Source organism: Rhizobium sp. RU33A (assembly GCF_900156055.1).
Taxonomy (GTDB): Bacteria; Pseudomonadota; Alphaproteobacteria; order Rhizobiales; family Rhizobiaceae; genus Allorhizobium.
On record NZ_FTMQ01000002.1, the window covers coordinates 170,945 to 197,391 of the forward strand.

25 protein-coding genes and 1 pseudogene are annotated in these 26,447 nt (G+C 61.2%); 16 read left to right on the forward strand and 10 right to left on the reverse strand.

Features of this window, described 5'->3' with window-relative positions:
- Window positions 1-53: 53 nt before the first annotated feature.
- The 5 genes from ytfQ (at window position 54) to BW978_RS06805 (ending at window position 5,395) form a co-directional block, all read left to right on the forward strand.
- A complete protein-coding gene (ytfQ, locus tag BW978_RS06785) occupies window positions 54-1,016 on the forward strand; it encodes a galactofuranose ABC transporter, galactofuranose-binding protein YtfQ (RefSeq protein WP_076393513.1) in 963 nt (320 codons plus the stop codon).
- Between the two features lie 104 nt (window positions 1,017-1,120).
- Window positions 1,121-2,644, forward strand: coding sequence for a sugar ABC transporter ATP-binding protein (locus BW978_RS06790; RefSeq protein WP_076393515.1), 1,524 nt, complete (start codon window positions 1,121-1,123; stop codon window positions 2,642-2,644).
- Window positions 2,641-3,684, forward strand: coding sequence for an ABC transporter permease (locus tag BW978_RS06795; protein ID WP_076393517.1), 1,044 nt, complete (start codon window positions 2,641-2,643; stop codon window positions 3,682-3,684). Before BW978_RS06790 ends, BW978_RS06795 begins: the two co-directional genes overlap by 4 nt.
- The gene (gene yjfF, locus BW978_RS06800; protein WP_076393519.1) at window positions 3,681-4,661 is read left to right on the forward strand and encodes a galactofuranose ABC transporter, permease protein YjfF; all 981 of its coding nucleotides are present in this window, start codon (window positions 3,681-3,683) and stop codon (window positions 4,659-4,661) included. The genes BW978_RS06795 and yjfF overlap by 4 nt, the downstream gene beginning before the upstream one ends.
- On the forward strand, window positions 4,658-5,395 hold the full coding sequence (locus BW978_RS06805) for a FadR/GntR family transcriptional regulator (RefSeq protein ID WP_076393521.1): 738 nt from the start codon (window positions 4,658-4,660) through the stop codon (window positions 5,393-5,395). Before yjfF ends, BW978_RS06805 begins: the two co-directional genes overlap by 4 nt.
- 31 nt (window positions 5,396-5,426) lie before the next feature.
- Here the strand turns inward: BW978_RS06805 and BW978_RS06810 are convergent, their stop codons facing one another.
- A complete protein-coding gene (locus tag BW978_RS06810) occupies window positions 5,427-6,140 on the reverse strand; it encodes a GntR family transcriptional regulator (protein WP_076393523.1) in 714 nt (237 codons plus the stop codon).
- A 260-nt stretch (window positions 6,141-6,400) separates the two neighbouring features.
- On the opposite strand from BW978_RS06810, the gene BW978_RS06815 reads away from it, so the two are divergent.
- From BW978_RS06815 to BW978_RS06840, 6 genes are all read left to right on the forward strand, one after another.
- A complete protein-coding gene (locus tag BW978_RS06815) occupies window positions 6,401-7,489 on the forward strand; it encodes an ABC transporter ATP-binding protein (protein WP_076393525.1) in 1,089 nt (362 codons plus the stop codon).
- Window positions 7,490-7,521: 32 nt separating this feature from the next.
- Complete coding sequence (locus BW978_RS06820) at window positions 7,522-8,811, forward strand: ABC transporter substrate-binding protein (RefSeq protein WP_076393527.1); 1,290 nt, start codon at window positions 7,522-7,524, stop codon at window positions 8,809-8,811.
- Between the two features lie 224 nt (window positions 8,812-9,035).
- Window positions 9,036-9,941, forward strand: a complete 906-nt coding sequence (locus tag BW978_RS06825; RefSeq protein WP_069043255.1) for an ABC transporter permease — start codon at window positions 9,036-9,038, stop codon at window positions 9,939-9,941.
- Between the two features lies 1 nt (window position 9,942).
- Window positions 9,943-10,761, forward strand: a complete 819-nt coding sequence (locus tag BW978_RS06830; RefSeq protein WP_076393529.1) for an ABC transporter permease — start codon at window positions 9,943-9,945, stop codon at window positions 10,759-10,761.
- Window positions 10,762-10,765: 4 nt separating this feature from the next.
- Window positions 10,766-11,509 (forward strand): aspartate/glutamate racemase family protein, encoded by a 744-nt coding sequence (locus BW978_RS06835; protein WP_076393531.1) that lies wholly within the window; start codon window positions 10,766-10,768, stop codon window positions 11,507-11,509.
- Between the two features lie 2 nt (window positions 11,510-11,511).
- Window positions 11,512-12,357, forward strand: a complete 846-nt coding sequence (locus BW978_RS06840) for a GNAT family N-acetyltransferase (RefSeq protein ID WP_348529158.1) — start codon at window positions 11,512-11,514, stop codon at window positions 12,355-12,357.
- A gap of 6 nt (window positions 12,358-12,363) precedes the next feature.
- On the opposite strand, the gene BW978_RS06845 is transcribed toward BW978_RS06840, so the two are convergent.
- Genes BW978_RS06845 through BW978_RS06865 form a run of 5 tightly spaced genes read right to left on the reverse strand, consistent with a single transcriptional unit; the run spans window position 12,364 to window position 16,777 of the window.
- Window positions 12,364-12,864, reverse strand: a complete 501-nt coding sequence (locus tag BW978_RS06845; protein WP_076393533.1) for a GNAT family N-acetyltransferase — start codon at window positions 12,862-12,864, stop codon at window positions 12,364-12,366.
- Window positions 12,865-12,874: 10 nt separating this feature from the next.
- Window positions 12,875-13,798, reverse strand: coding sequence for an ROK family protein (locus BW978_RS06850; RefSeq protein WP_076393535.1), 924 nt, complete (start codon window positions 13,796-13,798; stop codon window positions 12,875-12,877).
- Window positions 13,795-14,979: an N-acetylglucosamine-6-phosphate deacetylase gene (gene nagA, locus BW978_RS06855; RefSeq protein WP_076393537.1), complete on the reverse strand. Its 1,185-nt coding sequence runs from the start codon at window positions 14,977-14,979 to the stop codon at window positions 13,795-13,797. Before nagA ends, BW978_RS06850 begins: the two co-directional genes overlap by 4 nt.
- A complete protein-coding gene (locus tag BW978_RS06860; RefSeq protein ID WP_076393539.1) occupies window positions 14,976-15,998 on the reverse strand; it encodes an SIS domain-containing protein in 1,023 nt (340 codons plus the stop codon). The genes nagA and BW978_RS06860 overlap by 4 nt, the downstream gene beginning before the upstream one ends.
- Window positions 15,999-16,009: 11 nt before the next feature.
- Window positions 16,010-16,777 carry a GntR family transcriptional regulator gene (locus BW978_RS06865; protein ID WP_076393541.1) on the reverse strand — a complete coding sequence of 256 codons (768 nt, stop codon included), beginning with the start codon at window positions 16,775-16,777 and terminating at the stop codon, window positions 16,010-16,012.
- Between the two features lie 483 nt (window positions 16,778-17,260).
- Between BW978_RS06865 and BW978_RS06870 the strand changes: the two genes are divergently transcribed.
- The 5 genes from BW978_RS06870 to ugpC all read left to right on the forward strand — a co-directional run bounded on the left by BW978_RS06870 (window position 17,261) and on the right by ugpC (window position 22,715).
- Entirely contained in the window at window positions 17,261-18,445 is a 1,185-nt protein-coding gene (locus tag BW978_RS06870) for a Gfo/Idh/MocA family protein (protein ID WP_076393543.1), read from the forward strand.
- Window positions 18,446-18,457: 12 nt separating this feature from the next.
- The gene (locus tag BW978_RS06875) at window positions 18,458-19,342 is read left to right on the forward strand and encodes a carbohydrate ABC transporter permease (protein ID WP_076393545.1); all 885 of its coding nucleotides are present in this window, start codon (window positions 18,458-18,460) and stop codon (window positions 19,340-19,342) included.
- Window positions 19,339-20,199: a carbohydrate ABC transporter permease gene (locus tag BW978_RS06880; RefSeq protein ID WP_076393547.1), complete on the forward strand. Its 861-nt coding sequence runs from the start codon at window positions 19,339-19,341 to the stop codon at window positions 20,197-20,199. Before BW978_RS06875 ends, BW978_RS06880 begins: the two co-directional genes overlap by 4 nt.
- A 65-nt stretch (window positions 20,200-20,264) precedes the next feature.
- Complete coding sequence (locus BW978_RS06885; RefSeq protein WP_076393549.1) at window positions 20,265-21,485, forward strand: ABC transporter substrate-binding protein; 1,221 nt, start codon at window positions 20,265-20,267, stop codon at window positions 21,483-21,485.
- Window positions 21,486-21,584: 99 nt separating this feature from the next.
- Window positions 21,585-22,715, forward strand: a complete 1,131-nt coding sequence (gene ugpC, locus BW978_RS06890; RefSeq protein ID WP_076393551.1) for an ABC transporter ATP-binding protein — start codon at window positions 21,585-21,587, stop codon at window positions 22,713-22,715.
- Between the two features lie 83 nt (window positions 22,716-22,798).
- Here the strand turns inward: ugpC and BW978_RS06895 are convergent.
- From BW978_RS06895 to BW978_RS06910, 4 genes and pseudogenes are all read right to left on the reverse strand, one after another.
- Window positions 22,799-23,221, reverse strand: a pseudogene (locus BW978_RS06895) (GFA family protein).
- A gap of 51 nt (window positions 23,222-23,272) precedes the next feature.
- A complete protein-coding gene (locus tag BW978_RS06900; RefSeq protein WP_076393553.1) occupies window positions 23,273-24,364 on the reverse strand; it encodes a D-TA family PLP-dependent enzyme in 1,092 nt (363 codons plus the stop codon).
- Window positions 24,361-25,842: a M81 family metallopeptidase gene (locus BW978_RS06905; RefSeq protein WP_076393555.1), complete on the reverse strand. Its 1,482-nt coding sequence runs from the start codon at window positions 25,840-25,842 to the stop codon at window positions 24,361-24,363. The genes BW978_RS06900 and BW978_RS06905 overlap by 4 nt, the downstream gene beginning before the upstream one ends.
- Before the next feature lie 36 nt (window positions 25,843-25,878).
- Window positions 25,879-26,370, reverse strand: a complete 492-nt coding sequence (locus BW978_RS06910) for a hypothetical protein (protein WP_076393557.1) — start codon at window positions 26,368-26,370, stop codon at window positions 25,879-25,881.
- Between the last annotated feature and the right edge of the window lie 77 nt (window positions 26,371-26,447).

The following is a 26,447-nucleotide window of genomic DNA, read 5'->3' on the forward strand; positions in this document are numbered from 1 at the left end:
CTATGCATAGTGTCAGGCACCGTGGAGGCGGTGTCTTTTCAAGGGAGGACATCATGACATTTCTTCGCAAGCTTGCGCTCAGCGCAAGCGTGATTGCACTCGGCTGCTCGTCTGCCATGGCTGCAGACATGACCGTCGGCTTCTCGCAGATCGGCTCGGAATCGGGCTGGCGCGCTGCCGAAACTTCCGTCACCAAGCTTGAAGCTGAAAAGCGCGGCATCGAACTGAAGTTCGCCGACGCCCAGCAGAAGCAGGAAAACCAGATCAAGGCCATCCGTGGTTTCATCGCCCAGGGCGTTGACGCCATTCTCGTTGCTCCCGTCGTCGCAACCGGCTGGGAAGACGTTCTGACGGAAGCCAAGGAAGCCGAAATTCCGGTTATTCTGCTCGACCGCGGCGTTGACGCTCCGCAGGATCTCTACCTGACCTCGGTCGCATCCGACCAGGTGAAGGAAGGCCGCGTTGCCGGCGAATGGCTCGCCACCACAGTCGGCGATAAGCCGTGCAAGGTCGTTGAATTGCAGGGCACCGTCGGTTCTACGCCTGCGATCAACCGCAAGAAGGGCTTCGAAGAAGCAATTGCCGGCAAGGCGAACATCACCATTGCCCGCAGCCAGACCGGTGACTTCACCCGCGCCAAGGGTAAGGAAGTCATGGAAGGCTTCTTGAAGGCTGAAAACGGCGGCAAGGATATCTGCGCCATGTATGCCCACAATGACGACATGGCCGTTGGCGCCATCCAGGCGATCAAGGATGCCGGCCTGAAGCCCGGCACTGACATCCTCGTCGTCTCGATCGACGCCGTTCCGGATATCTTCGCCGCCATGGTTGCCGGCGAAGCCAATGCGACCGTGGAACTGACCCCGAACATGGCCGGCCCTGCCTTCGATGCGCTCGACGCATTCCTGAAGGACGGCAAGCAGCCGGAGAAGTTCATCATTACGGAATCCAAGCTCTACACGCCTGCGGACAACCCGCAGGGCGAGTATGACAACCGCAAGGGCCTCGGTTACTAAGGTAACCCTCCCGGCACGACCCCGCCCTCCCTGGTGGCGGGGTCGCTGTCGCTTTCTCCCGGCGTCAGCAGGGGATAGCTTCAAGGGAGTGGGGGAAGAGGCATATGACCGAGCATCCATCGATCGTGCTTGCGGCGGCGGGCATCACCAAGACATTCGGCAATCATACGGCGCTCGACGGCGTCGATATCGCGTTTCATCGGGGCGAAGTGCACGCACTTCTCGGCGAAAACGGCGCCGGCAAATCGACGCTGATCAAGATCCTGACGGGCGCCTATATTCCCGATGGCGGTATGATCTCCGTCGATGGCGAGAACGTCAATTTCACGACGCCGCAGCAGGCCCAGGCACTCGGCATCGGCACGGTCTATCAGGAGGTCAACCTCCTGCCGAACATGACCGTCATCGACAATCTCTTCATCGGCAGGCAGCCGACCAACCGCTTCGGTCTGGTCGACAAGCGCCGGATGGAGCGCGAATCCCGCGAAATCCTGACCACCTATGGCCTCGACATCGATGTGAAGGCCGAGCTTTCGACCTTCTCCGTCGCCGTCCAGCAGATCATTGCGATCGCCCGCGCCGTCGAACTCTCCGGGAAGGTGCTGATCCTCGACGAGCCGACGGCCAGTCTCGACCGGTCGGAGGTCGAAAAGCTCTTCGGCATCGTCCGGCAGCTGCGCGACCGTGGTCTCGCCATTGTCTTCATTACCCATTTCCTCGATCAGGTGTTCGAGCTGTCGGACCGCCTTACGGTGCTGCGCAACGGACGTCTCGTCGGCACGCAGGCGATTGCCTCGCTCGATCGCACCAGCCTGGTACGCATGATGCTCGGCAAGGACCTGGCTTTTCATCATCCGGATGTTCTCGGCGAAGAGGGCGAGGTTGGCGAGACACTGATGGAATTCGAGGGCTTCGGCCTCACCAACAGCGTCCAGCCCTTCAATCTCAAGATCCATCGCGGCGAAGTTGTCGGTGTCGCCGGTCTGCTGGGGTCCGGTCGTACCGAGATGGCGCGGCTGATGTTCGGCATCGATCAGGCCGATAGCGGCTCGATCAAGATCGACGGCTCGACGCGTCACGTGCGCAATCCGCGCGAAGCGGTCGAACTCGGCTTCGGCTTCTGCCCTGAAGATCGCAAGATCGACGGCATCTTCGGCGACCTCTCGGTGCGCGAAAACATCGTGATTGCCATGCAGGCGCGGCTCGGCTGGTTCAAGGCGCTCAACCGCGACGAACAGCTGGAAATTGCCGGCAACTTTATCGAGGCGCTTGACATCCGCACGGCGTCTGCCGAGCTTCCGGTCAAGCTGCTCTCCGGCGGCAACCAGCAGAAGGTGATCCTCGCCCGCTGGCTCGCCACCGATCCGCGTTTCCTCATCCTCGACGAGCCGACGCGCGGCATCGATGTCGGTGCCCATGCCGAAATCGTGCGCATGATCAGCCGGCTGCGTGAAGACGGACTGGCCCTCGTCGTGATCTCGTCCGAACTCGACGAAATCGTCAGTTATTCCTCGCGTGTCGTTGTCATGCGCGATCGCAAGATGGTCGCCGAGCTGCATGGCGCCGACATCACTCCCGGTGTCATCGTCCAGACCATTGCCGCCCAGCCGGCGGAGGTCGAGGCATGAAAAGGCTTTCCATGTCCCGCATCATTTCCCCGCAGCTGCTCGCGCTTGCCGGCGTGCTGTTCTTCAACTGGCTTGTCTTTCCGGGCTTCTTCAATATCACCTGGCAGGATGGGCGCCTGTTCGGCAGCCTCATCGACGTGATCAATCGCGGTGCGCCCGTCGCGATCCTCGCGATCGGCATGACGGCCATCATTGCCACCAAGGGCGTGGACCTGTCCGTCGGCGCGGTGATGGCGGTCGCCGGCGCCGTTGCGGCTACCTCAGCCGTTGCGGGGCAGCCGCTGATCGTGACGCTCGCTGCGGCCCTCGCCGTCGGTATCCTTTGTGGTCTCTGGAACGGTATTCTGGTCGCCTATCTCGGCATTCAGCCTTTCGTCGCCACACTGGTGCTGATGGTGGCGGGGCGAGGGGTGGCGCAGCTGATAACCGAGGGGTCGATCGTCACCTTTTCCGATCCCGCGCTCATTTTCGTCGGCACGGGCAACCTCTTCGGTCTGCCGATGCCTGCCGTCATCGCAATTGTTCTCATGATCGTTGCGCATCTCTTCATGCGACGCACGGCCATCGGCCTGTTCATCGAAGCCATTGGCATCAATCTTTCTGCGGCCAATTATACGGGGCTCCGCAGCAGACTCGTGATCCTTTGCATCTATGCGTTCGGTGGATTTTGTGCAGCTATGGCCGGCATCATCGCCGCAGCCGACATTCGCGGGGCGGATGCCAACAATGCCGGTCTCTGGCTCGAGCTCGATGCGATCCTCGCGGTCGTTATCGGCGGTACGTCGCTGCTCGGCGGGCGCTTCTCTATTCCGATGTCGGTGATGGGCGCGATCATCATCCAGGCGATGAATACCGGCGTGCTCGTCTCGGGCTTCCCGCCGGAATTCAACCTGATCGTCAAGGCCGGTATGATCATCATCATCCTGGTGCTGCAATCGGCCCGCATCGCCCAGGTGCTCGGCCGCAAGTTCGGCCCTCGCCAGACGGTTCCGACCACCCCCACAAAGACCGCAGACCAAACTTCGGGACAGGCACGATGAATCCGCGTTATCGCCCTCTCGCCGCGACCACACTCATCTTCGTGATCGCCTACGCCATCTGCATTTTCCAGTTTCCGACGATGTGGTCGACGCGGGTGTTCGGCAACTTCCTGACGGACAATGCCTTTCTCGGCATCGCGGCAGTTGGAGCCACCTTCGTCATCATCTCCGGCGGCATCGATCTCTCCGTCGGGGCGGTGATCGGCCTGACCGGGGTGATCACGGCCATTCTGATTTCCTGGGTCGGCATCCATCCCATGGCGGTCTTTGCGATTGTGCTGGTTCTGGCCGCAGCCTTCGGGGCGTCGATGGGCGCGGTCATCCACTTCCTTCAGGTGCCACCCTTTATCGTGACGCTGGCCGGCATGTTTCTCGCTCGCGGTCTGGCCTCGGTGCTTAGCCAGGATTCCATCCCGATCGACCACGAATTCTACCGGACGATCTCGAGCCTCTACTACCGGCTGCCCGGTGGCGGACGTCTGAGCTTCATCGGTCTCTTGATGCTTGCCACCTTCCTCGTCTTCGGGTTCATCGCCCACAAGACGCGGTTCGGCTCCTATGTCTACGCCATCGGTGGCAACGTCAATTCGGCGTCGCTGATGGGGGTTCCGACCGGGCAAGTGACCATCGGCATCTATGCCCTGTCGTCTTTCCTGGGTGGGCTCGCCGGGATCGTCTACTCGCTCTACACTTCCGCGGGCTACCCGCTGGCGGCGGTCGGCATCGAACTTGACTCGATTGCAGCCGTGGTGATAGGCGGAACCTTGTTGACGGGCGGTTACGGTTTCATCTTCGGAACCCTGATCGGGGTCATGCTGCAGGGCCTTGTCCAGACTTACATCGTCTTCGATGGGACGCTCTCCAGCTGGTGGACTAAAATCGCCATCGGGTTCCTGCTGTTCATGTTCATCTTGCTTCAGAAGCTGGTGTTTACCGCGCAGACCGGGCGTACACGCCTGAAGAAGGCCCCTGCATGAGTGAGCCGGGGAGCCTTCTTCGCTCCCTGTCTGGGCGGTCGACGGCGCGTAACTACCATTCGCATGTGATCAACGAGATCGGGGCCGGGGTTATCTCCGGTCGTTACCCGATCGGTACGACGCTGCCGAACGATGCCGAATTGATGGAGGAATTCGAGGTCTCGCGTACGGTGTTGCGCGAGGCCTTGAAGACTTTGGAGGCCAAGGGGCTGCTCGAAGCCCGCCCGAAGGTTGGCACCAAGGTCGCCAAGAAAAGCCGCTGGAGCCTTTACGATCCGCAGGTGCTCGCCTGGCACCTGGAAGCCCCTGTTGATGCGGAGTTTCTGTCCGGACTGCATGAGGTGCGCCGCTCGCTGGAGCCGCAGGCGGCGGCCGAGGTTGCGCGGCGTCGCACCGCCGACCAGATCCGCCTGATGCTCTACTGGATCCACCAGATGGAGACCTCGCTCGGATCTCTGCAGAATTTTGCTCTCGCGGATTTCGAACTGCACCGCATCATCGCGGATTCGGCGCATAATCCCTTCGTACGGGCCTTATACGGCGTCATAGAGCTTGCCCATGCGCTGGCCTACAAGGCGCTGATGGCCGCACCGGACCCCTGCCTTCTTGACGCGGTTCTCGAGAAGCACCGGCTCTTGGTCAACCGGATCGAGTATGGCGACGAAGCCGGAGCCAGAAATGCCATGCTCGAAACCATCGAGCACGATCGCACGGTGGCGCAGCGATCCGGCTGACACGCTCCAGGGTCGGCTGAGATCGACAAGTTTAGAGAGCGAGCGCGTCCTTCAGTGTGCGCGCTTCGGCCATGGTAAGATCGAGATCGGCCTCGATGTGATCGATGTGATGCAGCATCAGATGGGTCGCCTTCTTGGCGTCGCCCTTTTCTAGCGCGTTCAGGATTTCGTCGTGTTCGTCATGCCCGCAGCTCGAAATGCCAGTGCGGCCATAAAGTGCGATGACGAGGGAGGAACGGGCGACGAGTTCGTCCATGAACTTTTCCAGCACCTGATTGCCCGCAACCTTGGCCAGCATGAGGTGGAAATCGCCCGATGCCTTGATCTCTGCGCGTCGTGCGTTCGCGCCGCGTTCGGTGCGGTAGCGAGCTTCTTCCTTCAGGTGTTCGCGCAGGGCGGCGATGTCGGATGGCGCGATCCGCTCGGCTGCTGCCGCAATGATGCCGGCCTCGATCAGGCGGCGCGATGCGAAGACCTGGCGTGCCTCTTCCGTGCTCGGATTGGAGACAAAGGCACCCCGATTTCGTTCCGTTTTCACCAATCCCTCGAAGGCGAGCATCTGCAATGCGTCGCGCACGACCGTGCGGCTGACATCGAAGAGGGTGCCGACTTCAGCTTCGGACAGCTTGGTTCCCGGAGCAAGGCGTCGGTCGACGATCGCGTCACGCAAAGCGTCGCGGATCGCCCGGGCGCGGTCTTCGAGATTGGGGTCGAGTTGCCTGCGGAGTGAGCTGTTGGCGGTCATGGGATCATCCGGTGTCTGATAGTCTTGTAGCCCGCAGATCGAACTTGCGAAAGATCTATCCGACACCAAGTCTCCGTAAGATTGCATACAATTTAGATCTACATTTGATGGCAATCGATTAATTGCTGTGCATGCAGTCGTGTCAGTTGCTCATTCCTTTTGCGCTGCAACAATTGCTCTCATGGGATTCAAGGACTTAGCCGCGTGGCCTCGAACTGGCACGGCTTATGCATTGTCCTTAGCGAGACGAAGGAGCCGCCATGACGAAAGCCGCCGACATCGAACTCGCTGCCGTGACCAAGGTTTACGGTGCTGCGACTGCAGTTCATGCCATCAGCCTCAAGATCCCGGCTGGCACTTACTGCTGCCTGCTCGGACCTTCCGGTTGCGGCAAGACATCGACGCTCAGAATGGTCGCCGGACATGAAAGCGTGTCGTCTGGCGATGTTGTCTTCGGCAATAACAATGTGACCACGCTGCCGCCTGCGCAGCGTGGCACGGCGATGATGTTCCAGTCCTACGCGTTGTTCCCGCATCTTGATCTTGTCGACAATGTTGCGTTCAGCCTGAAGATGAAGGGTGTCGACAAGGAGACGCGCCGCGCGCAAGCGATGGAGATGCTCAAGCTGATGCAGCTCGAGCCCTATGCCGAGCGTCGTCCCGCCCAGCTTTCCGGTGGGCAGCAGCAGCGCGTGGCACTTGCGCGTGCCTTGATCACGAGGCCCGAGGCTTTGCTGCTCGATGAGCCCCTCTCGGCGCTCGACCCGTTCCTCAAGATCCGCATGCGTGCCGAACTGAAGAAACTGCAGACCTCGCTCGGCATCACCTTCGTGCATGTGACCCACAGCCAGGAAGAGGCGATGGCGCTTGCCGATCTGATCGTCGTGATGAACGAGGGGCGCATCGAGCAGGCGGCGACGCCTCGTGCCGTCTTCGAGCGGCCGGCCACGGCCTTCGTCGCGCGCTTCATGGGCGACCACAATGTGCTCTCCGGGCGCATCGTCGAGCGCACGGCAGAGGGCTTGTTTATCGAGGTGATCGGTGGCGGGCGGTTCTTCGCCCTCGGCGCAGCACCTGTCGAGGATGAAACGGCCGATATCGCCATCCGCACGGACCATGTGCGCATCGGTGCCATGCCGGCCGATGGTCTCGGCTTCGACGGCATCGTCTCGAACGTCGAATATCTCGGCGCCAAGGTGAAGCTAACCGTCACCACCGCCTTTACCGATGAATTCACCGCCGTTCTCTCGGACGCGGCCTTCTTTGCCTCTCCGGTTCGCGTCGGGGAAGGCGTCACCCTGTCATGGGATCAGCCGGATTCGATCGTCCTCGGACGCATCGTGAAGTGAAGCCAAACCAATAAAACCAGGAGAACAGCGCAATGTCAGACAGCAGCAAGACAAAGAAGGGCGTATCCCGCCGCACATTCCTGAAGACCGCATCGGCCGCTGCCGGCCTCGCCGCCGGTTCGGGCGCAATCACCGGCTTCCCGACGATCTGGGCGCAGAACCCGATCACGCTTCGCCAGTTCGGCACGGGCGTGTCGAACATCAATGCGATTGCCCAGAAGTGCAAGGAAGACCTCGGCATCACGCTTGAGATGACGGCGACGGATTCGGACGCCGCAGCCCAGCGCGCCGTGACCCAGCCGATGTCCTATGACATCGCCGACATCGAATATTGGATCCTGAAGAAGGTCTATCCGACCGGCGTCATCCAGCCGATGGAAACGTCTAAGCTCAAGTTCTACGACAAGGTCGTGCCGCTGTTCAAAAACGGCAAGCTGCTGCCGGACAGCGTGATCGCGCAAGGGACTGCACCGCACACCGTCGGTTATGTCGAGAGCAAGGATGCCAAGACCTTTGCATCCGGCGAGACCGAGCTCTTCACGATGATGCCGACCATCTACAATGCCGACACGCTCGGCATCCGCCCGGATCTGGTTGGGCGCGAGATCACCTCCTGGGCCGACATCATGGACCCGGCCTTCAAGGGCAAGACTTCGATCCTCAACATTCCCTCGATCGGCATCATGGATGCCGCGATGATCTGCGAAGCCATGGGCATCATCAAATATGCCGACAAGGGCAACATGACCCAGGCCGAGATCGACACCACGATCGACTTCCTGATCAAGGCAAAGCAGGACGGCCAATTCCGCGCCTTCTGGAAGTCGTTCGACGAGTCGGTCAACCTGATGGCCTCAGGCGAAGTCGTCATCCAATCGATGTGGTCGCCGGCCGTTGCCGCCGTGCGCTCGAAGGGTATCGCCTGCAAGTACCAGCCGCTCAAGGAAGGCTATCGCTCGTGGGGCGGCGGTCTGGGTCTTGCCGCACATCTCACCGGCGCGCAGCTCGATGCGGCCTATGAATACATCAACTGGTACACGTCCGGTTGGGTCGGCGGCTATCTCAACCGTCAGGGCTACTACTCTGCCTGCATGGAAACCGCGAAGGAATTCATGTCTGCCGACGAGTGGGGCTACTGGATCGAAGGCAAGGCCGCGACCGGCGACATCATGTCTCCGGAAGGTGCGGTCATGGAAAAGGCTGGTGCTGTCCGCGACGGCGGCTCCTTCGAAGAACGCATGGGCAAGGTCGCCTGCTGGAACTCCGTCATGGACGAAGACCGCTACATGGTCCGCCGCTGGAACGAGTTCATCGCGGCTTGATGTCTTACCCTCCCCTTGAGGGGGAGGGTCGGAGCGAAGCTCCTGGGTGGGGTGAACGTCTGCAATGGATCACCCCCACCTGCGGCTTCGCCGCGACCTCCCCCCTCAAGGGGGAGGTGGTCCCAGAACCCCTTCTCCTCGCTTGCGGGGAGAAGGTCCCGGCAGGGGGATGAGGGGCATCTTCACATGTGGAATGCCGATTGAGCGACAGGAGACCTAACATCATGGTGGAAGTGCGATTTCTGGGTGTCGGCAAGCCGAAGCCGAAACGCGTCATCCGTGTGCCGCTTGGGCTGGTCTCCTATCTGCAGGCGACGCCGCTCATGCTCATCCTCGGCTGCTTCCTGCTGCTGCCGATCCTGATGATCGGAACGGTGTCCTTCTGGGACTATGACTTCGCCCAGATGTATCCCGATTTCGTCACCTTCAACTACACCGAGACGCTCGGGTCCTGGGTCACCTGGAAGATCTATTTCAACACGTTGAAATTCGCCTTCATCGTCTGGGCGATCACGCTCTTCGTCGGCTTCTGGGTCGCCTATTTCCTGGCCTTCCATGTGCGCACGTCAACGATGCAGAGCGTGCTTTTCCTCGTCTGCACCGTGCCGTTTCTAACGTCCAATATCATCCGCATGATCTCCTGGATCCCGGTGCTCGGCCGAAATGGGCTGATCAATACCGCACTGGTCAATGCCGGCATCGTGCCACAGCCGATCGAGTGGTTGCTTTATTCGGATTTCGCCGTGGTGCTCGCCATGGTGCATCTCTACACGCTGTTCATGGTCACCCCGATCTTCAACACGATGATGCGCATCGACCGGTCGTTGCTGGAAGCGGCGCGCGATGCAGGGGCAAGCGGCTGGCAGATCCTCACCAATGTGATTATCCCCTTGTCAAAACCCGGCATGGCGATCGGCACGATCTTTGTTGTGACCCTCGTCATGGCCGATTTCTCCACCGTGCAGGTCATGTCCGGCGGGCAGAGCGCGTCTGTCGCGCTTATGATGAAGAACCAGATGTCGTTGCTGCAGTATCCTGCGGCCGCCGCCAATGCCGTGGTTCTGCTGGCCCTGGTCCTGCTGATGGTCGCGGCCATTCTCCGCGTCGTCGATATCAGGAAGGAGCTTTGAGATGAACACCGAGAAACGGTCGCGCGAATTCTACGTGCTCGCCATCTTCTTCACCCTCTTCGTGCTCTTCCTCTACGGCCCCTTGTCGGCCATTGTGATCCTCTCCTTCCAGGGGCCGAATGGCGGGTTGACCTTTCCGCTGAACGGGGTCTCGCTGCGCTGGTTCGCCAACCTGTTCGAACAGCAGGCGGTCGGTGATTTCGGCGGTTCGTTCCGCCGTTCCTTCGCGCTCGGCTTCATGGTCATGGTGGTGACGGTGGTCGTTTCGCTGCTGGCGGGCCTTGCCTTCCGCCGCAAGTTCGCCGGGGCGACGGCGCTCTTCTATCTCTCGGTTGCCAGCCTCGTCGTGCCCTCGATCATCATTTCGCTCGGCATCGGCGTCTTGTTCAGCCAGCTTGGTTTCCAGCCTGCCTGGTACACATCCGGCTTTGGGGCACATCTCACCTGGACGCTGCCCTTCGGCGTGCTGATCATGTTCGCGATCTTCAACCGCTTCTCGCCCGCTTATGAGGAAGCTGCACGCGACCTGGGCGCCACCTCCTGGCAGACCTTCCGGCATGTGGTGCTGCCGATGATCGCACCGCCGCTGATCGGGGTCGGGCTTTTCGGCTTCACGCTCTCCTATGACGAGTTTGCGCGTACGCTGATGACCTCGGGAACCTACAACACGCTGCCACTGGAGATCTACGGCATGACGACCAATGTCACGACACCGGTGCTTTATGCGCTCGGCACGGTGACCACGCTCTTCTCCTTTCTGGTGATTGCAGGAACGCTGGGCATCATAATGGCCATGAACCGCAGTCGGGGGCGGGCGTAATCGCATGAAAATTGCCGTGATCAATCCGAACACGACTGCCAGCATGACGGCTACCATCGCGGATGCTGCACGGCGCGTTGCCCATGCGGGAACCGAGATCGTGGCCGTCACCTCATCCATGGGCCCGGTCTCGATCGAGGGCTATTATGACGAGGTCTTCGCGGTGCCTGGCCTGCTGGTGGAAATCGCCAAGGCGGAACGCGAGGGAGCAGATGCGATCGTCATTGCCTGTTTCGACGATACGGGGCTGGATGCAGCCCGGGCGCTGGCCGGTATCCCTGTCATCGGCATCTGTGAGGCGGCGCTTTCGGCGACCTCCTTTATCGCGCAACGGTTTTCTATTGTGACCACCATGGAACGCTCGCGGCTCCCCGTTGAACATCTCGTGCATCGCTACGGCATGGGCGGCCGCTGCAAGGTGCGCGCGGCGGATGTGCCTGTTCTCTCGCTCGAAGATCCCAATTCCAATGCCCGCGATCGGTTGCGCAGCGAGATATCGGCAGCGCTGAAGGACGACAGGGCCGAGGCGATCGTGCTCGGATGCGCCGGCATGGCCGATCTGACGGCAGCACTCCGGCAGGAGTTCGGGGTGCCTGTTGTGGACGGTGTGGCGGCTGCTGTGAAACAGGCGGAAAGCCTTGTTGCGCAGGGCTTGTCGACCGCCAAGCGCGGCGCCTATGCGACACCCGTCTCCAAGACCTATCACGGTGACCTCGCCCGTTTCTCTCCCGCTGCCATGGGCGTGTGAGCGTGGTCGAGGATCTAGAGATCAGGGTCCTGACGACTGGCGAAGTCGAGGAACTCGTCGACTGGGCGGCGCTCGAAGGCTGGAACCCTGGGCATGGCGATGCCGCAGTCTTCCGTTCCGCCGATCCCGAGGGCTTCATCGGTTTTTTTGTTGAAGGACGGCTCGCAGCGGGGATTTCAGCCGTTCGCTACGGCGACGGCTTCGGTTTCATTGGGCTTTACATCTGCCATCCGGACTTTCGGGGCAGGGGGCTTGGACGGCGGGTCTGGGAGGCCGGAATGGCGCATCTCGGGGATCGTGCCATCGGCCTCGACGGGGTTGTCGAGCAGCAGGAGAATTATGGCCGCATGGGTTTTGCGACCGCCTATGACACTGTTCGCTGGAGCATCGATCGCATGCCGGCTCTGCCTGCGAGCTTTACCCGGTGTGAGGCGATCACCGAGGGTGATCTCGCCGAGATCCTTGCGCTCGATCGGGCATTCTTCACCGCGCCAAGAGAAGACTTCCTCTCCGACTGGCTGAAGCCGCCGCGTCGTGCCTTCCTCTGCCGTCGGCAGGGTGTCGTGGCCGGCTATGCCGTGATGCGACCCTGCCTTGGTGGCTACAAGATCGGGCCGCTGTTTGCCATGGATGGACGGACGGCGGAGGATCTGCTGAAGATCTGTCTCGCAAACCTCAAAGGCGAGGAAGTGCATCTGGATGTGCCGGAATACCAGGAAGGCTTTCGCTACCTGCTCGGCCGTCTCGGCTTCAAACGAGGGTTCCAGACGTCGCGCATGTATCGAGGCGAACCGCCGTCCGTACAGAAGACAGGCGTCTATGCGATCACTACGCTCGAACTCGGCTGAGGTTTCTCAGTCCGCCATGCCTGACGGTGCTGCCAGCGGCAGCATGTCCTTGTAAATGCCGGGCGACGAGCCAGGGATGGCGATGGCACCGACGCTTTTCTCATAAAAGCCCATGGGGCCGGCACCGCCGATAATGGCATAGCCATAGCCCTGGTCGCGCATGTCAAGGAGCGTGCGGATCAACAGTGCATGGCCGATGCCACGACCGCGGGCATTCTCATCCACGCCGGTCGGGCCGAAGAAACCTCTCATGGTCGCCTCGTGACAGGCAAAGCCAAGCAGAGTTTCGCCTTCATGGGCAATCCAGCAGGTCACCGGCTGGCGCATGATTGCCGCTGTCGCTTCTGATGCCCAGCCGGCGCCGAAACGGGGCTCGATCCAGGCGCAGACCCCTTGCAATTCTGGCACAAGCGCGCGCCGGATCGTGACGCCTTCGGCCTGCATGCGCCGATCAAGGTCGGGATTTGGCTGCAGATCGTAGAGCTTTACCAACATGTCCGCAGCCATCTCAGCCTCCTTAATGCTCTCTAGCGAAGTCGAGACCAAGGATCGCGGCTCCGATCAGGCCCGGTTCTACGCCGCAGGCGGCCGGAACAACGATTGGGTTCTTGAACTTGCGAAGGATGCGGGCGCGCAGAGCCGTATCGATCCGAGATAGAAGCGCCGGCACGTTCGAAAGGCCGCCGCCAACGGGCAATATCGTCGTGCCGGTGACATTGACCACGACCGAAAGCGCATCGGTGAGGATGTCGACATAGACATCGATGGTGCGTTCGGCCTTGGCGTCGCCCTTATGCCAGTCGGCGATGATGTCTTCGCTGGTCAGTTGTTCGGCGTGAATATGCTTGTGCAGCTTTTCGAGGCCTCTCGCGCTGCAGATCGCGTCGATGCAGCCGACCTGGCCGCAGCCGCACTGGAAGCGCGGCACATGCATCGGAGGCGTGCCGGCTTCCGTCGGCTGGATGGGCCCATGGCCCCATTCGCCGGCAAAGCCGCTTTCGTTGATCAGCTTGCCGTCGATGACGAGGCCGCCGCCGACGCCGGTGCCGAGGATGACGCCGAACACGACCCGATGGCCGCGTGCCGCGCCGATGCCGGCTTCCGCCAGCACGAAACAGTCGGCATCATTGGCGACGATGACCGGCAGGCCGAGGGCAGCTTCAAGATCGGCCTGTAGAGGCCGGCCATGGATGCAAGGGATATTGGCGACAACGGCGTTCGTCGTATCGGGATCGATGACGCCGGCGATCGAGATCGCGATGCAGGCCGCTCGCTCACCGGCGATGGCTTCGGCTTCCGCGATGACGGAGGCAAGTGTGGCGACGAAGGCGTCGAAATCGTGGATCGGGGTCGGTTGGCGCGGGAAAGGGCGGATGTCTTCCGGGCTCATTGCCAGTGCGCCCTTGATGGCGGTACCGCCGATATCGAAGCAGACGATCATGCGAAGGCCCTGCTCGGCGCGGTGTCGGCACGATGGACGCAGGCGCCTGCAATCCAGGTCGAGTCGATGTCGAGATCAGGGCTCAGCACGATGAAGTCGGCATCCTGGCCTGCGCCTAGGCTTCCTTTGCTTGGCGCGCCAATGGCCTCAGCGGGATAGAGCGATGCCATGCGCAGCGCCTCTTCCAGCGGTTGGCCGAGTTTCTCGTGCACGTAACGAACGCAGGAGAGCATATCGATGTCGGCGCCGGCAAGCGTTCCATCGGCGAGTGTCAGGCGCCCGTCGCGGCGGTAGACGGTCCGGCCGTTCAGGTCGAAGCTTGTCTCATCAGAGCCAATGGTCGACATGGCATCGGTCACGAGGAAGATGTGGGCGGGGGCGGTTTTGGCGGCGAGCGCGATCTTCATGGTGACCGGATCGACATGGAAGCCGTCGGCGATCAGTCCGCAATGGAGGACCGGCGAGGTGAGGGCGGCGCCGACAAGGCCGGGCTCCCGATTTCCGAGCGGGCTCATAGCGTTGAAGAGATGAGTGACGAGTGTGGCGCCTGCTTCGACATAGACCTCGACGCTGGCGCAGCTCGTGTCGGTGTGGCCAAGGCTCACGCGGTAACCGGCCTGAACCAGGCGATTGACCTGGTCCGGTGTGACACTTTCCGGGGCAACCGTGATCATCGGGATGCCGAAACGCGATGCCTGATCGACGAGATGGTCGAGATCGGCTTGCGACATCGGGCGGATCAGGGCCGGATCATGGGTGCCCTTGCGGGCGATCGAGAGATGCGGGCCTTCGAGATGCAGGCCGAGATAGCCCGGCTCGCCTGCCTTGGCTGCGGCCTCGCCGGCGATGATGGCTTCTCTCTTCAGTTCTGGCGCATCGGTGATCAATGTGACCATCAGAGCCGTTGTGCCGTAACGCGCATGCGCCTCGCACATCGTGCGGATGCCGGTCACTGTCGGATCGTTGTTGAACAGCACGCCGCCGCCGCCATTCACCTGCAGGTCGATGAAGCCGGGGGCAATCAGCGCATCGCCCATATCCTGCCTGGCAATGCCCGCGGGCAAGTCGGCTCTGGCGAGAACAGCCTTCACCCGGCCGTTGTCGACCAGGAGGGCGGCATCTTCGTGGAACGTGTGCCCATCGAAGATGCGGCTTGCTGTGATGGCGAAGGCTTGGCTCATTGGGTCTCGGTAACTTTCTTCAGTGCGACCGGCTTGTCGGGATTGAAGCCGCGGGCACGGGAGAGGGATTCGATAAAGCCATAATAAGGAACGATCAGGGCCAGCGCATCCGTGATCGGATGTCCTGTTGCGATGAAAGGCAGCTTGTGGCCGGCGGTCGCCTGATCCGAGGTGATGAAACAGGTGGCATTGCTGGCCGCGAGCTTCGAGACAGTGCCGGCGATCGAAGCTTCTGCCTTGTCGCGCGCCGCAAAGGCGACGACGGGGAAGTCGCGACCGACGATCGAGACTGGCCCATGCAGGACTTCTGCGGAGGAATAGGCTTCCGCATGCAGCTCGCAGGTCTCCTTGCACTTGAGTGCCGCTTCTGCGGCGATGGCAAGTGCTGGGCCGCGACCGAGCATATAGAGGGAGTCTGCCGATTTCAGCGGCTCGAGCAGTGCGCTCCAGTCTAGAGAGAGCGCCTTTTTGAAGTGCTCAGGCAGCGTGTCCACGGCGCGTGTCAACGCATCGTCTCTGCTCCAGCTTGCAAGGATAGCAAGGCCGGCCACAATCGAATTGACGAAGGACTTGGTGGCGGCAACCGCGATTTCGGGACCCGCCTTGATGTCGATGGCGAAGGTCGCAGCATCGGCGAGCGGCGAGGGCAGTGTGTTAACGAGGCTGATGGTCGTTGCGCCGCCGGCGCGGGCGCCTCGGGCCATGGCAACGATGTCGGGGCTGGCACCCGACTGTGACACCGCAAAGGCGGCGGCCTTGCCGAGCTTCATCGGGGTCTCGTAGATCGAGGCGAGCGAGGGGCCGAGCGAGGCGACCGGCAGGCCCATCTGCAGCTCTATCGCATATTTCAGGAAATGGGCCGCATGATCGGAAGAGCCGCGGGCGATCGTGACGACGACGCCTGGGTCCTTGTCGCGCAGCGCGTTCGCCGCGTCTGATATCACGGTTCTGGAACTGTCCAGCAATCGGGCAGCGGCTGCGGGGATCTCGTCGATCTCCTCACGCATCTTCGTGGTCATATCAAGCGCTTTCAGTCTTGAGGCTTCATGGGCGAGCCGATGCCGAGTTCGGCAACCAGGTCATAGGCGTCGCTGCGATAGAGCGCGCGCGACATTTCCATCACGCGGCCGGTTTCGAGATAGGCAATTCGCTGTACCGAGAGTGCTGCCGAGCCGGGGGGCACGCCGAGCAGCTTGGTTTCCTCGTCTGTCAGCAGAACGGCCGAGATGCGCTGGTTGGCACGAACGGGGCGGATGCCGGCGTCCAGCAGGCATAGGTAGAGAGAGTCCTCGATTTTATCCGGATCCGGCAGCAGGTCGTCCGGCAGGCTTGTGCGTTCCAGCGCGATCGGCATGTCATTGGCGGTTCGCAGGCGGTCGATGCGGGCGACGCGCGCGCCGCTGACGAGGCCGAGCATCATGGTTTCTTCCGCCGTCGGATAAAACAGGCCGCGACCCAGCCAGCGGGAGCCTGCGACCATGCCGCGCCGGCGCATGTCCTCGGTGAAGGAGGTCAGCTGGCTCAGAGGTTGCTGCATGCGCGGCACGGGCTTCACGACGAATGTGCCGGACCCACGACGACGGACGAGCAGGCCTTCTTCCACCAGTTCATCGATCGCCTTGCGCACCGTCACGCGGCTGATCTCGGCCGCTTCTGCGATGTCGCGCTCGGCCGGCAGGGCGTCGCCGTGCTTCAGGCGACCCGAGGCGACGGCGTCCTCGATCATCTTGCGCAGCTTCACATAAAGCGGTCCGCCGCGGACGGACTGAAGTTGTTCCAGGGGGAGGGGCGTGCTCATGCGGTTCCTCTGCCCCAGGTGCGGACGGACCGCAAGCGGAGGGCAATTGCGCATTCCGTCTTCGGTGTCTGCATGCTTCCATCCCCTCGGTGGTCTTTCTCAAAACAATACCAACCAGAAACCTATTTCGCAAATGGTTTTGAAAAGGATGTGCGCATGAATGTTGATATGAAGAAATTTCGCCGGAAAAACAGCAATTTGGATGTTTTGAGGCCGATTTTGACATAACCCGCTTTACGATTGGACTAGTTTTGGTATCTTAAATTAACGATTGGAGAGGAGCCCAATCCAAAGCCTCTGCGCCTTCTTCCGCAATGGGATGAGTTGCGATTGCAGGCCCCGGCATTTCTGCTCTTCATCCAATATCGCAGGCAGTCATGAAAACAATTTTCATCAACGATGGGATTTTCGCTTCCCGTGTTGACGATCTTGGAAAATTGACGCAGTCTGCGAAAAATAATTACGAAAGCAGGGGAATGCATCATGAAGGTCGCGATTATCGGACTCGGATTCCGTCTTGGATATCTGGGTCGGGTGTTCAAGGAGATTGATCCGAGCTTCGAGATCGTCGGCTACGTCGATCCGGCGCCAGCCGGCATGGCAACGCTCGACGAGCATGGTATCTCTCCCGGCAAGGTCTATGACACGCCTGAAGCCCTGATCGCCGGCGAAACCTTCGATCTCCTGATGATCGGTTCGCCCAACCACCTGCATCTCGATCATATCCGGCTCGGCCTTGAGGCTGGTCTGACCGTTTTCACCGAAAAGCCGATCGTCACCAGCATCGAGGAGAGCTACGCGCTTGCCTCTCTGCTCAACACATATGGTCACGACCGCCTGCTGGTCGGTCTCGTGCTGCGTTACTCCCCGCTCTACCGCGACCTGCGCAAGGCGCAGGAAGAGGGGCGTCTCGGCAATGTCGTCTCGATCGAGGCCTCCGAGCACATTCAGCCCTATCACGGCGCTTTCTTCATGCGCGACTGGCGTCGCTACGGCCGTTATGCTGGCGGCTTCATGCTGGAAAAGTGCTGCCACGACCTCGACCTTTACAACGGCGTCGTCGGTGCGCGCCCGCGCTTCGTCGCGAGCTTCGGCGGTCGCAAGAGCTTCGTGCCGGAAAACGCACCTGAAGCGGAAGGCGTCAACGATCTCAACGTCTATCACCGGAAGCCCAGCGGCTGGCAGGGTTCCGACAAGGTGTTCGACAGCGACGGCGACATCATCGATTTCCAGACCGCGATCGTCGAATACGAGAGCGGCGTGTCGATGACCTTCCATACCAATCTCAATGTGCCGGACGAATTTCGCCGCTTCTGCGTGATCGGTTCGAAGGGCATGGCGGAAGGTGATTTCGTGCGTGGGTTCATGGATGTGCATGACGCCCGCACCAATGAGAAGGTGATCGCCAACACCTACAAGGCGCCGTCCTCGCTGTCGCAGCACTACGGCGCCGACGAGCAGATGGCCGAAGACGTGATTGCCTTTGTGCAGACGGGTGCCAAGCAGCCCGTGTCCGCCATCGATGCGCTGGAAGCCGGCATTCTGGCGCTTGCCATGGATGAGGCGCGGCTCGCCCGCAAGGTCGTCGATCTGAAGCCGGTCTGGGAGAAGTTCGATGCCTGCCTGCACGGCACGTCGGACGCTGCCGCCCGTGTTCGGTCGGCGTAAAGGAGCGGTCGGATGCAAGCTCGCCGAAGCGCTATCATCTTTGCCTGGCTGCTGATTGCGCCGGCCCTTCTCTATATCGCCGTCATCGTCGCCTATCCGCTGGTACAGACCTTCATCCTCTCGTTCACCGACGCGTCGCTCAAGAAGACGACGAACTGGGTGGGCTGGGTGAACTACGAGAAGATCTTCAACGATACCTTCGCGACCGTCATCGTCAGGACCTTCATCTGGACCTTCTTCTCGGTGTCGATCAAGATGATCATCGGCACCTTCGGTGCGGCGATGCTGAATGCAGCCGTGCCTGGTCGGACGCTGTTTCGTGTGCTCACCATGCCGCCGTGGATCGTGCCCATGGCGATCGGCATCTTCATGTGGGGCTGGATGTATAACGGCCAGTTCGGCATGATCTCCGGCGTGCTGCAGCGCATGGGTGTGGTCGACGGTCCCGTTGCTTTCCTCGCCTATGGCTCGACTGCCTTCTGGGCGACGATCTTCACGGATGTGTGGATCGGCGTGCCGATGGTGACGCTCTACATGCTGGCGGCGATGCAGGCGATCCCGCAGGATCTCTACGAGGCTGCCTGGACGGATGGCGCCGGTCGCTTCTACCGCTTCCGCCGGATTACCCTGCCGCTGATCCTGCCCGCCATGATCACCATGTCGATGCTGTCACTGATCGCGACCTTCAACTCCTTCGACATCATCTGGATCCTGACGCGCGGTGGTCCGAGCGGCGAGACCACCACGATGATCATCGACACCTATCACACCGCGATCGGCTCGAAGAAATACGGGGAGGGTGCCGCCCGTGCGGTCCTGATCTGCATCTTCCTCTCGATCTTCTGCGTCGCCTATTTCCGCGTGACCAGCCGTCTCTCGCAGGAGCATGCCCGATGAGCTACGACAAGACAGCCCTGATCAACCGTTATCGCTGGTACGAGTTGGTTGGCATCTATGCCGGGATCGCGGTGTTCCTGACCTTCGTTCTGGCGCCCTTTGTCGAGGGGTTTCTGGTGTCGCTGAAACCGCTTAGCCAGCTCTTCTCCTCGCCCTATCGCTTCTTCCCGGAGAACGGGTCTTTCGACGCCTACATCACCATGTGGGACAGCGTGCCGGGCTTTGCTCGCTACATCTTCAATTCCTTCTTCATCTCGACGATCGCGACTGTCGTCGTGCTCATCCTGGTGGTGCCGGCATCCTATGCCTTCGCCCGCTTCGAGTTCCGCGGTCGCGGTCAGTTGCTCGCCGCTTTCCTCGCGGTCAACATGTTCTCGGGCGCGGTGCTGCTGATCCCGCTCTTCCGGCTGATGCGGTCGATGGGCGTGCTCAACACCTACTTTGCGATGATCGTGCCTGGTGTCGCCTTCCTCATTCCGTCCGCCATCTGGCTCTTGCGCACCTATATGATGCGTATTCCGCGGGAGCTGGAAGAGGCGGCGTATGTCGATGGTGCAGGCTATTTCTACACCTTCCGCCGGGTCATCCTGCCGCTGGCCACGCCTGGCATCGCGGTCGTCGCCATCACCACCTTCATCGGCGCCTATGCCCAGCAATTCATCTTCGCGCTGACCTTCAACTCCAAGACCGAATACATGCCGCTGCCAATCGGGCTGTTTGCCTATTTTGGCCGTCAGGAGGTCATCTGGAACGAGCTGATGGCGGCAAGCTTCGTCGGGATTGCACCCGCCATGATCGTGATCTTCTTCCTGCAGCGATACCTCGTCAGCGGACTGACCGCCGGGGCGATTAAATAAGAGCTGCCAAACAAAAATTCGGGCCAACCGGACGCTTTCAACCTGTCAACAAAGGGGAACTATCGATGACAAGAAAATTGACCATGCTTGCAGGCTCGTTCGCCCTGCTCGCAAGCTCGGCGCTCACCACGCTGGCGGCCGACCAGGAGATCAGCTGGATCTATTGCGGCGACAAGATCGACCCGATCCACGAGAAGTACATCGCCGAATGGGAAGGCAAGAATGCCGGCTGGAAGGTGAAGCCAGAAGTCGTCGGTTGGGAGCAGTGCCAGGACAAGGCCACCACACTCGCCGTCGCAGGCACGCCCGTTGCCATGGCCTATGTCGGCTCGCGCACGCTGAAGGAATTCGCCCAGAACGAGCTGATCGTTCCGGTTCCGATGACGGACGAGGAAAAGGCTTCCTACTATCCGAACATCGTCGACACTGTGACCTTCGATGACACGCAGTGGGGCGTTCCGGTCGCTTTCTCGACCAAGGCTCTCTACTGGAACAAGGACCTGTTCAAGGCTGCCGGTCTCGACCCGGAAACCCCGCCGAAGACCTGGGCTGAAGAAATTGCCTTCGCCAAGCAGATCAAGGAAAAGACCGGTACTGCCGGTTACGGCCTGCCAGCCAAGACCTTCGACAACACCATGCACCAGTTCATGCACTGGGTTTACACCAACAACGGCAAGGTCATCGACGGCGACAAGATCGTCATCGACAGCCCGGAAGTGCTGGCCGCCCTGCAGGCCTACAAGGACATCACGCCTTACTCCGTCGAAGGTGCAACTGCCTACGAGCAGAACGAAATCCGCGCGATCTTCCTCGACGGCAAGGTCGGCATGATCCAGGCCGGTTCGGGCGCTGCCTATCGTTTGAAGGATACACAGATCAACTGGGGTGTCGCGCCGCTGCCGCGCGGTCCGTCGGCGCAGGGTGAAGGTACACTGTTGATCACGGACAGCCTCGCGATCTTCTCCGGTTCGGGCGTCGAGGAAAAGGCGACCGAATTCGCCAAGTACATCACCTCGACCGACATTCAGCACGAATACGAGCTGCAGGGAGGCGCAGGCCTCACCCCGCTGCGTCCGGGTGCCGTTGTCGATCAGTTCGTTGCCAACGAGCCCTTCTGGAAGCCGTTTATCGACGGTATCGCCTATGGCGGTCCGGAGCCCCTCTTCACCGACTACAAGGGCTTCCAGAACGTCATGATCGAACTCGTCCAGTCTGTTGTCACCGGCAAGGCGGAGCCGGCCGATGCGCTGAAGAAGGCTGCCGCCGATCTCGAGCAATACAAGTAATCTCGGGCAACCGAGGCTCCGCGGGCCGGGATCGGCCCGCGGATTTCATCAAGCGGATGTGGCCGGTCCTTTGAGGAACGGCAATGGAGACTGAGGGTCGTGGGTCAGCTATTTCTGAAAAAGGTGCGCAAGTCGTACGGGCATTTCGAGGTCATCAAGGGTGTCGATCTTGAGGTGAAGGACGGCGAGTTCGTCGTTTTCGTCGGGCCGTCGGGCTGCGGCAAGTCCACGCTGCTCCGCATGATCGCGGGTCTCGACGATACGACCGATGGAGACATTGTGATCGACGGCGAGCGCGTCAACGACCGCCCGCCTGTCGAACGTGGCATCGCCATGGTCTTCCAGTCCTACGCACTTTACCCGCATATGTCGGTCTTCGAGAACATCGCCTTTCCGTTGCGCGTCGAGAAGCTCCCCGAGGAGCAGATCCGCGAGAAGGTGGGCGCCGTTGCCAAGATCCTGCAGCTCGATCAACGCCTGCAGCAGCGTCCGGGCCAGCTATCCGGCGGCCAGCGCCAGCGTGTTGCCATCGGCCGCGCCATCGTGCGCGAACCTAAGATCTTCCTGTTCGACGAGCCGCTGTCGAACCTTGATGCGGCCCTTCGCGCCGACATGCGCATCGAGCTCACCAAGCTGCATCGTGACCTCGAAGCGACCATGATCTACGTCACCCACGACCAGATCGAGGCCATGACCATGGCCGACCGCATCGTGGTGCTGAATGCCGGCCATATCGCCCAGGTGGGTGCGCCGCTCGAGCTCTATCACAAGCCTGAAAACACTTTCGTCGCCGGCTTCATCGGCAATCCCAAGATGAACTTCGTGCCTGTCACTTGCGTCGGCGTCGATGCCATCGGTGTCACGATTTCCTACGAAGGCCAGACGGCAATGATCCCGGTCGATGGGCGGTCCGATCTCGTCGGCCAGACGCTGACGCTCGGCATCCGCCCCGAACACACACGTCTCGGCGCAGGCGATATCAACATCATGGTGACGCCTTCCGTCATCGAACGGCTCGGCATCAATACGATCGCCTATGCCGCACTGCCGAATGGCGAAGCCTATTGCGCGCTGTTGCCTGGCTCGGCTCCGATCCGCGTTGAGCAGCCGATGGTGACAGGCATCATGGCGGCGGATTGCCACCTTTTCGATGCCAATGGGGAGGCGCTCGAACGCCGCATCGACTGGCGCACCCTCGACTTGCCCGCCTCCGTGACGGCTGCAGAATAAAGTTCCTCCCGGCCATGCCAAAGGCCAATCCCCTGGTCCGCCTTCGGGCGGACCTTTTTTCGTTTGAGGGCTCGCTGCCGCTGTCAGTCCGGAAAGCCGTCGAATTGCGGGAGGTCGTCGAGGATCTCGTCCCAGGGCGCCTTGGAGCCTACGAAGATGTGCATGGAGGGTTCCGTCGAAGGCGGGTCGATTAGCGTGCCCATGGGGATATGAACCTTCACAGTGTTGTTTTGCGCAATCTAGGAATAGATCAGGGAACCGCAGCTGCGGCAGCGAATGTCATGGATCCCTTCCGGGTCGCCATGGCGGAACAGGTTGTCTGCGCCTGGGGTGACCGTGAAATCGTCAGTTGCGATGCCGGCAATGGGCTTAAAGGCCGATCCCGTGGTGCGACGGCACTTCGAGCGGTGACAGTTGATCGCGTAGAGGAATCGATCCGCGACCTCGTAGCTCACGCCGCCGCCACGCAGCTTCCGCGCGCCAGAGATCTCGGTCTTCTCGCTCATAATCGTCCTCCCCCACCAACCTAGGCGCGCGAGACGACGATCTGCAAGTCTCTACCAGACGAGCCCACGCGCAGCGACCTCTTCCACGCGGGTGACGATGCCATCGCGGTGGAAGGTCATGACGTCGAAGAGGTTGGAGACGACACATGTGTGGTTCGGGATTATCCTGACCTTTTCGCCGATCTCTGGGCGCCGTCCCTTTACCTTCGATAGATCCACCGTGCCATGCTCTTCTGAGAGGCCGGTGATGACCGCGTCCGGGTACTCGACGATCACGCCGTAGTCGGAGAAGCCAAGGAGGTCCGAGGTCAGCGCCTTGGAGCCGGCGTCTAGAATGGCGCGATCCCTGGTCGGGCGTGAGACAACGGTTGCCAGGATGTGCATGGCGCAGTCGTGTAGGCTGCAGTGGCCCGAGCGGGCCATGGCGCGGTCGTTGTAGACATAGGTGCCGGCGCGGTGCTCGGTCGCCGAGGTCACCTTGTGCGCGGAAAAGAGGCTGGGCGTGCCGCCATTCGACACTATCGGGCAAGGGATGCCTCGGGCCGCGAGGCCGGCGAGTGTCGCGGCGAAGAAGGCTTCCACGGCGTCTTCGGTATCGGCCTTGGGGTAGGTCAGGATGCCGCCGAAGGTGAGGCCGGGGGCTGCGGCAATCGTCTCGGCAAGCGCAATCGCCGCCTCCGGGCTCTGAACGCCGCAGCGTCCGCCGCCCGTGTCGCATTCAACGAGGACGGTGAGCGGGCGGGTCTGGGAGAAAGCGCAGGAGAGACCGCGCACGGTGGTTTCGCTGTCGGCGACGACCTTCAGGCCCGAAATGCGGGCATTCAGGGCGACGAGACGCTTGTGCTTTTCCGAGCCCAGAATATTGAAGGTGATCAGCAGATCCTCAAAGCCGGCATCAGCGAAGACCTCGGCCTCGGTGATCTTCTGGCAATTGATGCCGCGCGCGCCCGCCTTCACCTGTTCGGCAGCGATCGCAGGGATCTTGTGGGTCTTGATATGTGGGCGGAAGGCAAGGCCATGCCCGTCCATGTAGGTCTGGACGCGGGCGATGTTGGCGGCGAGCTTATGCTCGTCGATCAGCGGTAGCGGCGTGGAGAGTTCGGCAATCGGCTGGCCGGGGTTTGGGCGCAGGAGTTCCATCATGCGGCCTCGCTGCCTTCGGGGGTCTCGTGCGGATTGGCCATAATCGGCCAGATATCGCTGCGCACATGGCGATAGGCGGTCTTGGCCGGATTGTTCGGATAGGGGGTGCCGGCGGCGCAGTAGAGGATTTCCGAGGCGATCTGCGAGAAGGCCGCATAGAAGTGGTTGGTCGACTTGATGACGAGGAGATGCTTCGTCGTCGGGTCGATGCCGAGTGCTGTGAAGAGCGACGGATCGTAGCTTTGGACGCGGACCGAGCTCAGGATGATGTCGATACCCTCAAGCCGGATATGGGCAGCATCGCCGAAGGGGGCGATGCTGTCGCCAAAGCGCATTTCGGCATTCGGCACGACCTTGACCACCTCGACCAGACCATCGACCGGATGGCCGGTGCCGGGTGCCGACTTGGCGCCGAAACGCAGCGGGATCTCCGCACCTTCGCCGGCAGCCATGCAGATCTGTACGGCGATCGGATCCCAGATCATGCCGACTGCGGCATTGGTCACGCCACGCGCCAGCATTTCCTCCAGGATCACGGTCGCGTCGCCCGCCGTTCCCCCGCCCGGATTGTCCCACATGTCAGCGATGACCACTGGGCCTTGCGGGTAGGCGAGCGCCTGGTCGAGAGCGGTCTTTTCGTCGATCTGCGGCATCATGAAGGTGCCGCGTTTGGCGAAAAGCTCAAGGCCGAGGTCGCGGGCGAGCATCGTGCCTTTGTCGGCATTGCCGTTGGTCACCGCGATCGTCTTGGTGCCCATTTCGGGCACGTCGCCTGCCATAAAGCCATGAATGACAGAGAGCGAAAGAACTTCCGGATCGACCTGTTCGATGGCCATAAGTCTGTCAACAAAGCTGCGCATCGGCTCGCGCGAGGTCGGAAAGATATCGATCATCCGGCAGTCGAAGACCGACATGACCGGCTTTACCCTACCTTCCAGCGTGTCGACAGCGATCCGCCAGAGATCTTCGGCGCGGTCGACGAAATCCGTATGCGGGAATTCCTTGAAGACGACGAAGAAATCGGCGGCTGCGACGCGCTTGGCCGTCAGGTGGCTATGCGGATCGAGCTCGGCGCAGAGAAGAATGTCGGGGCCGATGATCTCACGGATGCGGGTCAAGAGATCGCCTTCCGGGTCGAGATAACCGTCGGCCACCATCGCGCCATGCAGGCCGAGCACCACGGCATCGACGGGCATGGCTGCGCGCAACTGATCGAGGATCTCGTCGCGCAGGCTCTCATAGGTCTGCCGGTTGACGAGACCCGCCGGATCCGCCCAGGTCGCGGTGCCCTCGATCAGCGTCCAGCCCTTGTCCGTGCAGACCTTGCGGCCGACCGTGATCGGCGCGGTGCAGAGCGTGGGGGTCGCGGGGTGTTGTCCCGGAGGTGCATAGAGCGAATCCTCGAAGGCGCGCCGGTCGATGCAGATCGGGGAGAAGGTGTTCGTTTCCGTTGCAAGCGCGGCGGTGAAGATGCGCAAAGGCTGACCTCCGGGTTTCAAGGGTTTGAGAGCGGTTCAGCGCTTGCCCATCGGATTGGGCAGATAACCGGTAAAGCCGGAGATTTTCCAGCGGCCTTCATGCAGGCGGCAATAATAGAGCGTCTGCCAGCGCATGACGTCGAGTGTGCCGTCGGCCTTCTTGATGCCGCCGTCGAACTTCTTGCGCACGAGCGCCGTCTCGCCTGAAAACTCGATCTCTTCCAGCGTCGTCGTGGTAAAGATCGCGGCGCGCGGGTCTTCGCCATAGGTCTGGGCGGCGAAGTCCTTGGCCTGCTTCAGCCACTCGTCGCGATAGGCTGCGAGATTGGGGAAGGCCAGCATCCACTTGTCCGGATCCTCCTCCCGATTGCCGCTGATGCCGATGAAGCCGTCTTCGACGAAGTCATGGGCGACCATGCTCCAGTCGGCGGCGAGGAAGGCATCGATGTCGCGGGGGACGAGCATCTCCCAGATCGCATGGCGGGCTTCGTCCGTTGCCGGAAACGGATTATGGAATGGGTCGCGCATTTATTCCCCGTTTTTAAATTCTTTTCATGAATGACGATTTTGTCTGGCCAAATTCCGTTTTTTGTGGTCGCTTGTCA

What these genes read in the sequence shown, in the direction of transcription:
- ytfQ (WP_076393513.1), top strand. Translation starts at nt 54, where the DNA reads ATGACATTTCTTCGCAAGCTTGCGCTCAGCGCAAGCGTGATTGCACTC.
- BW978_RS06820 (WP_076393527.1), top strand. Translation starts at nt 7,522, where the DNA reads ATGTCAGACAGCAGCAAGACAAAGAAGGGCGTATCCCGCCGCACATTC.
- BW978_RS06860 (WP_076393539.1), bottom strand. Translation starts at nt 15,998, where the DNA reads ATGACCACGAAGATGCGTGAGGAGATCGACGAGATCCCCGCAGCCGCT.
- BW978_RS06870 (WP_076393543.1), top strand. Translation starts at nt 17,261, where the DNA reads ATGAAGGTCGCGATTATCGGACTCGGATTCCGTCTTGGATATCTGGGT.
- BW978_RS06850 (WP_076393535.1), bottom strand. Translation starts at nt 13,798, where the DNA reads ATGATCGTCTGCTTCGATATCGGCGGTACCGCCATCAAGGGCGCACTG.
- yjfF (WP_076393519.1), top strand. Translation starts at nt 3,681, where the DNA reads ATGAATCCGCGTTATCGCCCTCTCGCCGCGACCACACTCATCTTCGTG.
- BW978_RS06830 (WP_076393529.1), top strand. Translation starts at nt 9,943, where the DNA reads ATGAACACCGAGAAACGGTCGCGCGAATTCTACGTGCTCGCCATCTTC.
- BW978_RS06790 (WP_076393515.1), top strand. Translation starts at nt 1,121, where the DNA reads ATGACCGAGCATCCATCGATCGTGCTTGCGGCGGCGGGCATCACCAAG.
- BW978_RS06810 (WP_076393523.1), bottom strand. Translation starts at nt 6,140, where the DNA reads ATGACCGCCAACAGCTCACTCCGCAGGCAACTCGACCCCAATCTCGAA.
- BW978_RS06835 (WP_076393531.1), top strand. Translation starts at nt 10,766, where the DNA reads ATGAAAATTGCCGTGATCAATCCGAACACGACTGCCAGCATGACGGCT.
- BW978_RS06880 (WP_076393547.1), top strand. Translation starts at nt 19,339, where the DNA reads ATGAGCTACGACAAGACAGCCCTGATCAACCGTTATCGCTGGTACGAG.
- BW978_RS06865 (WP_076393541.1), bottom strand. Translation starts at nt 16,777, where the DNA reads ATGAGCACGCCCCTCCCCCTGGAACAACTTCAGTCCGTCCGCGGCGGA.
- BW978_RS06875 (WP_076393545.1), top strand. Translation starts at nt 18,458, where the DNA reads ATGCAAGCTCGCCGAAGCGCTATCATCTTTGCCTGGCTGCTGATTGCG.
- BW978_RS06805 (WP_076393521.1), top strand. Translation starts at nt 4,658, where the DNA reads ATGAGTGAGCCGGGGAGCCTTCTTCGCTCCCTGTCTGGGCGGTCGACG.
- BW978_RS06825 (WP_069043255.1), top strand. Translation starts at nt 9,036, where the DNA reads ATGGTGGAAGTGCGATTTCTGGGTGTCGGCAAGCCGAAGCCGAAACGC.
- BW978_RS06845 (WP_076393533.1), bottom strand. Translation starts at nt 12,864, where the DNA reads ATGGCTGCGGACATGTTGGTAAAGCTCTACGATCTGCAGCCAAATCCC.
- BW978_RS06885 (WP_076393549.1), top strand. Translation starts at nt 20,265, where the DNA reads ATGACAAGAAAATTGACCATGCTTGCAGGCTCGTTCGCCCTGCTCGCA.
- BW978_RS06910 (WP_076393557.1), bottom strand. Translation starts at nt 26,370, where the DNA reads ATGCGCGACCCATTCCATAATCCGTTTCCGGCAACGGACGAAGCCCGC.
- BW978_RS06795 (WP_076393517.1), top strand. Translation starts at nt 2,641, where the DNA reads ATGAAAAGGCTTTCCATGTCCCGCATCATTTCCCCGCAGCTGCTCGCG.
- BW978_RS06900 (WP_076393553.1), bottom strand. Translation starts at nt 24,364, where the DNA reads ATGATGGAACTCCTGCGCCCAAACCCCGGCCAGCCGATTGCCGAACTC.
- BW978_RS06815 (WP_076393525.1), top strand. Translation starts at nt 6,401, where the DNA reads ATGACGAAAGCCGCCGACATCGAACTCGCTGCCGTGACCAAGGTTTAC.
- nagA (WP_076393537.1), bottom strand. Translation starts at nt 14,979, where the DNA reads ATGAGCCAAGCCTTCGCCATCACAGCAAGCCGCATCTTCGATGGGCAC.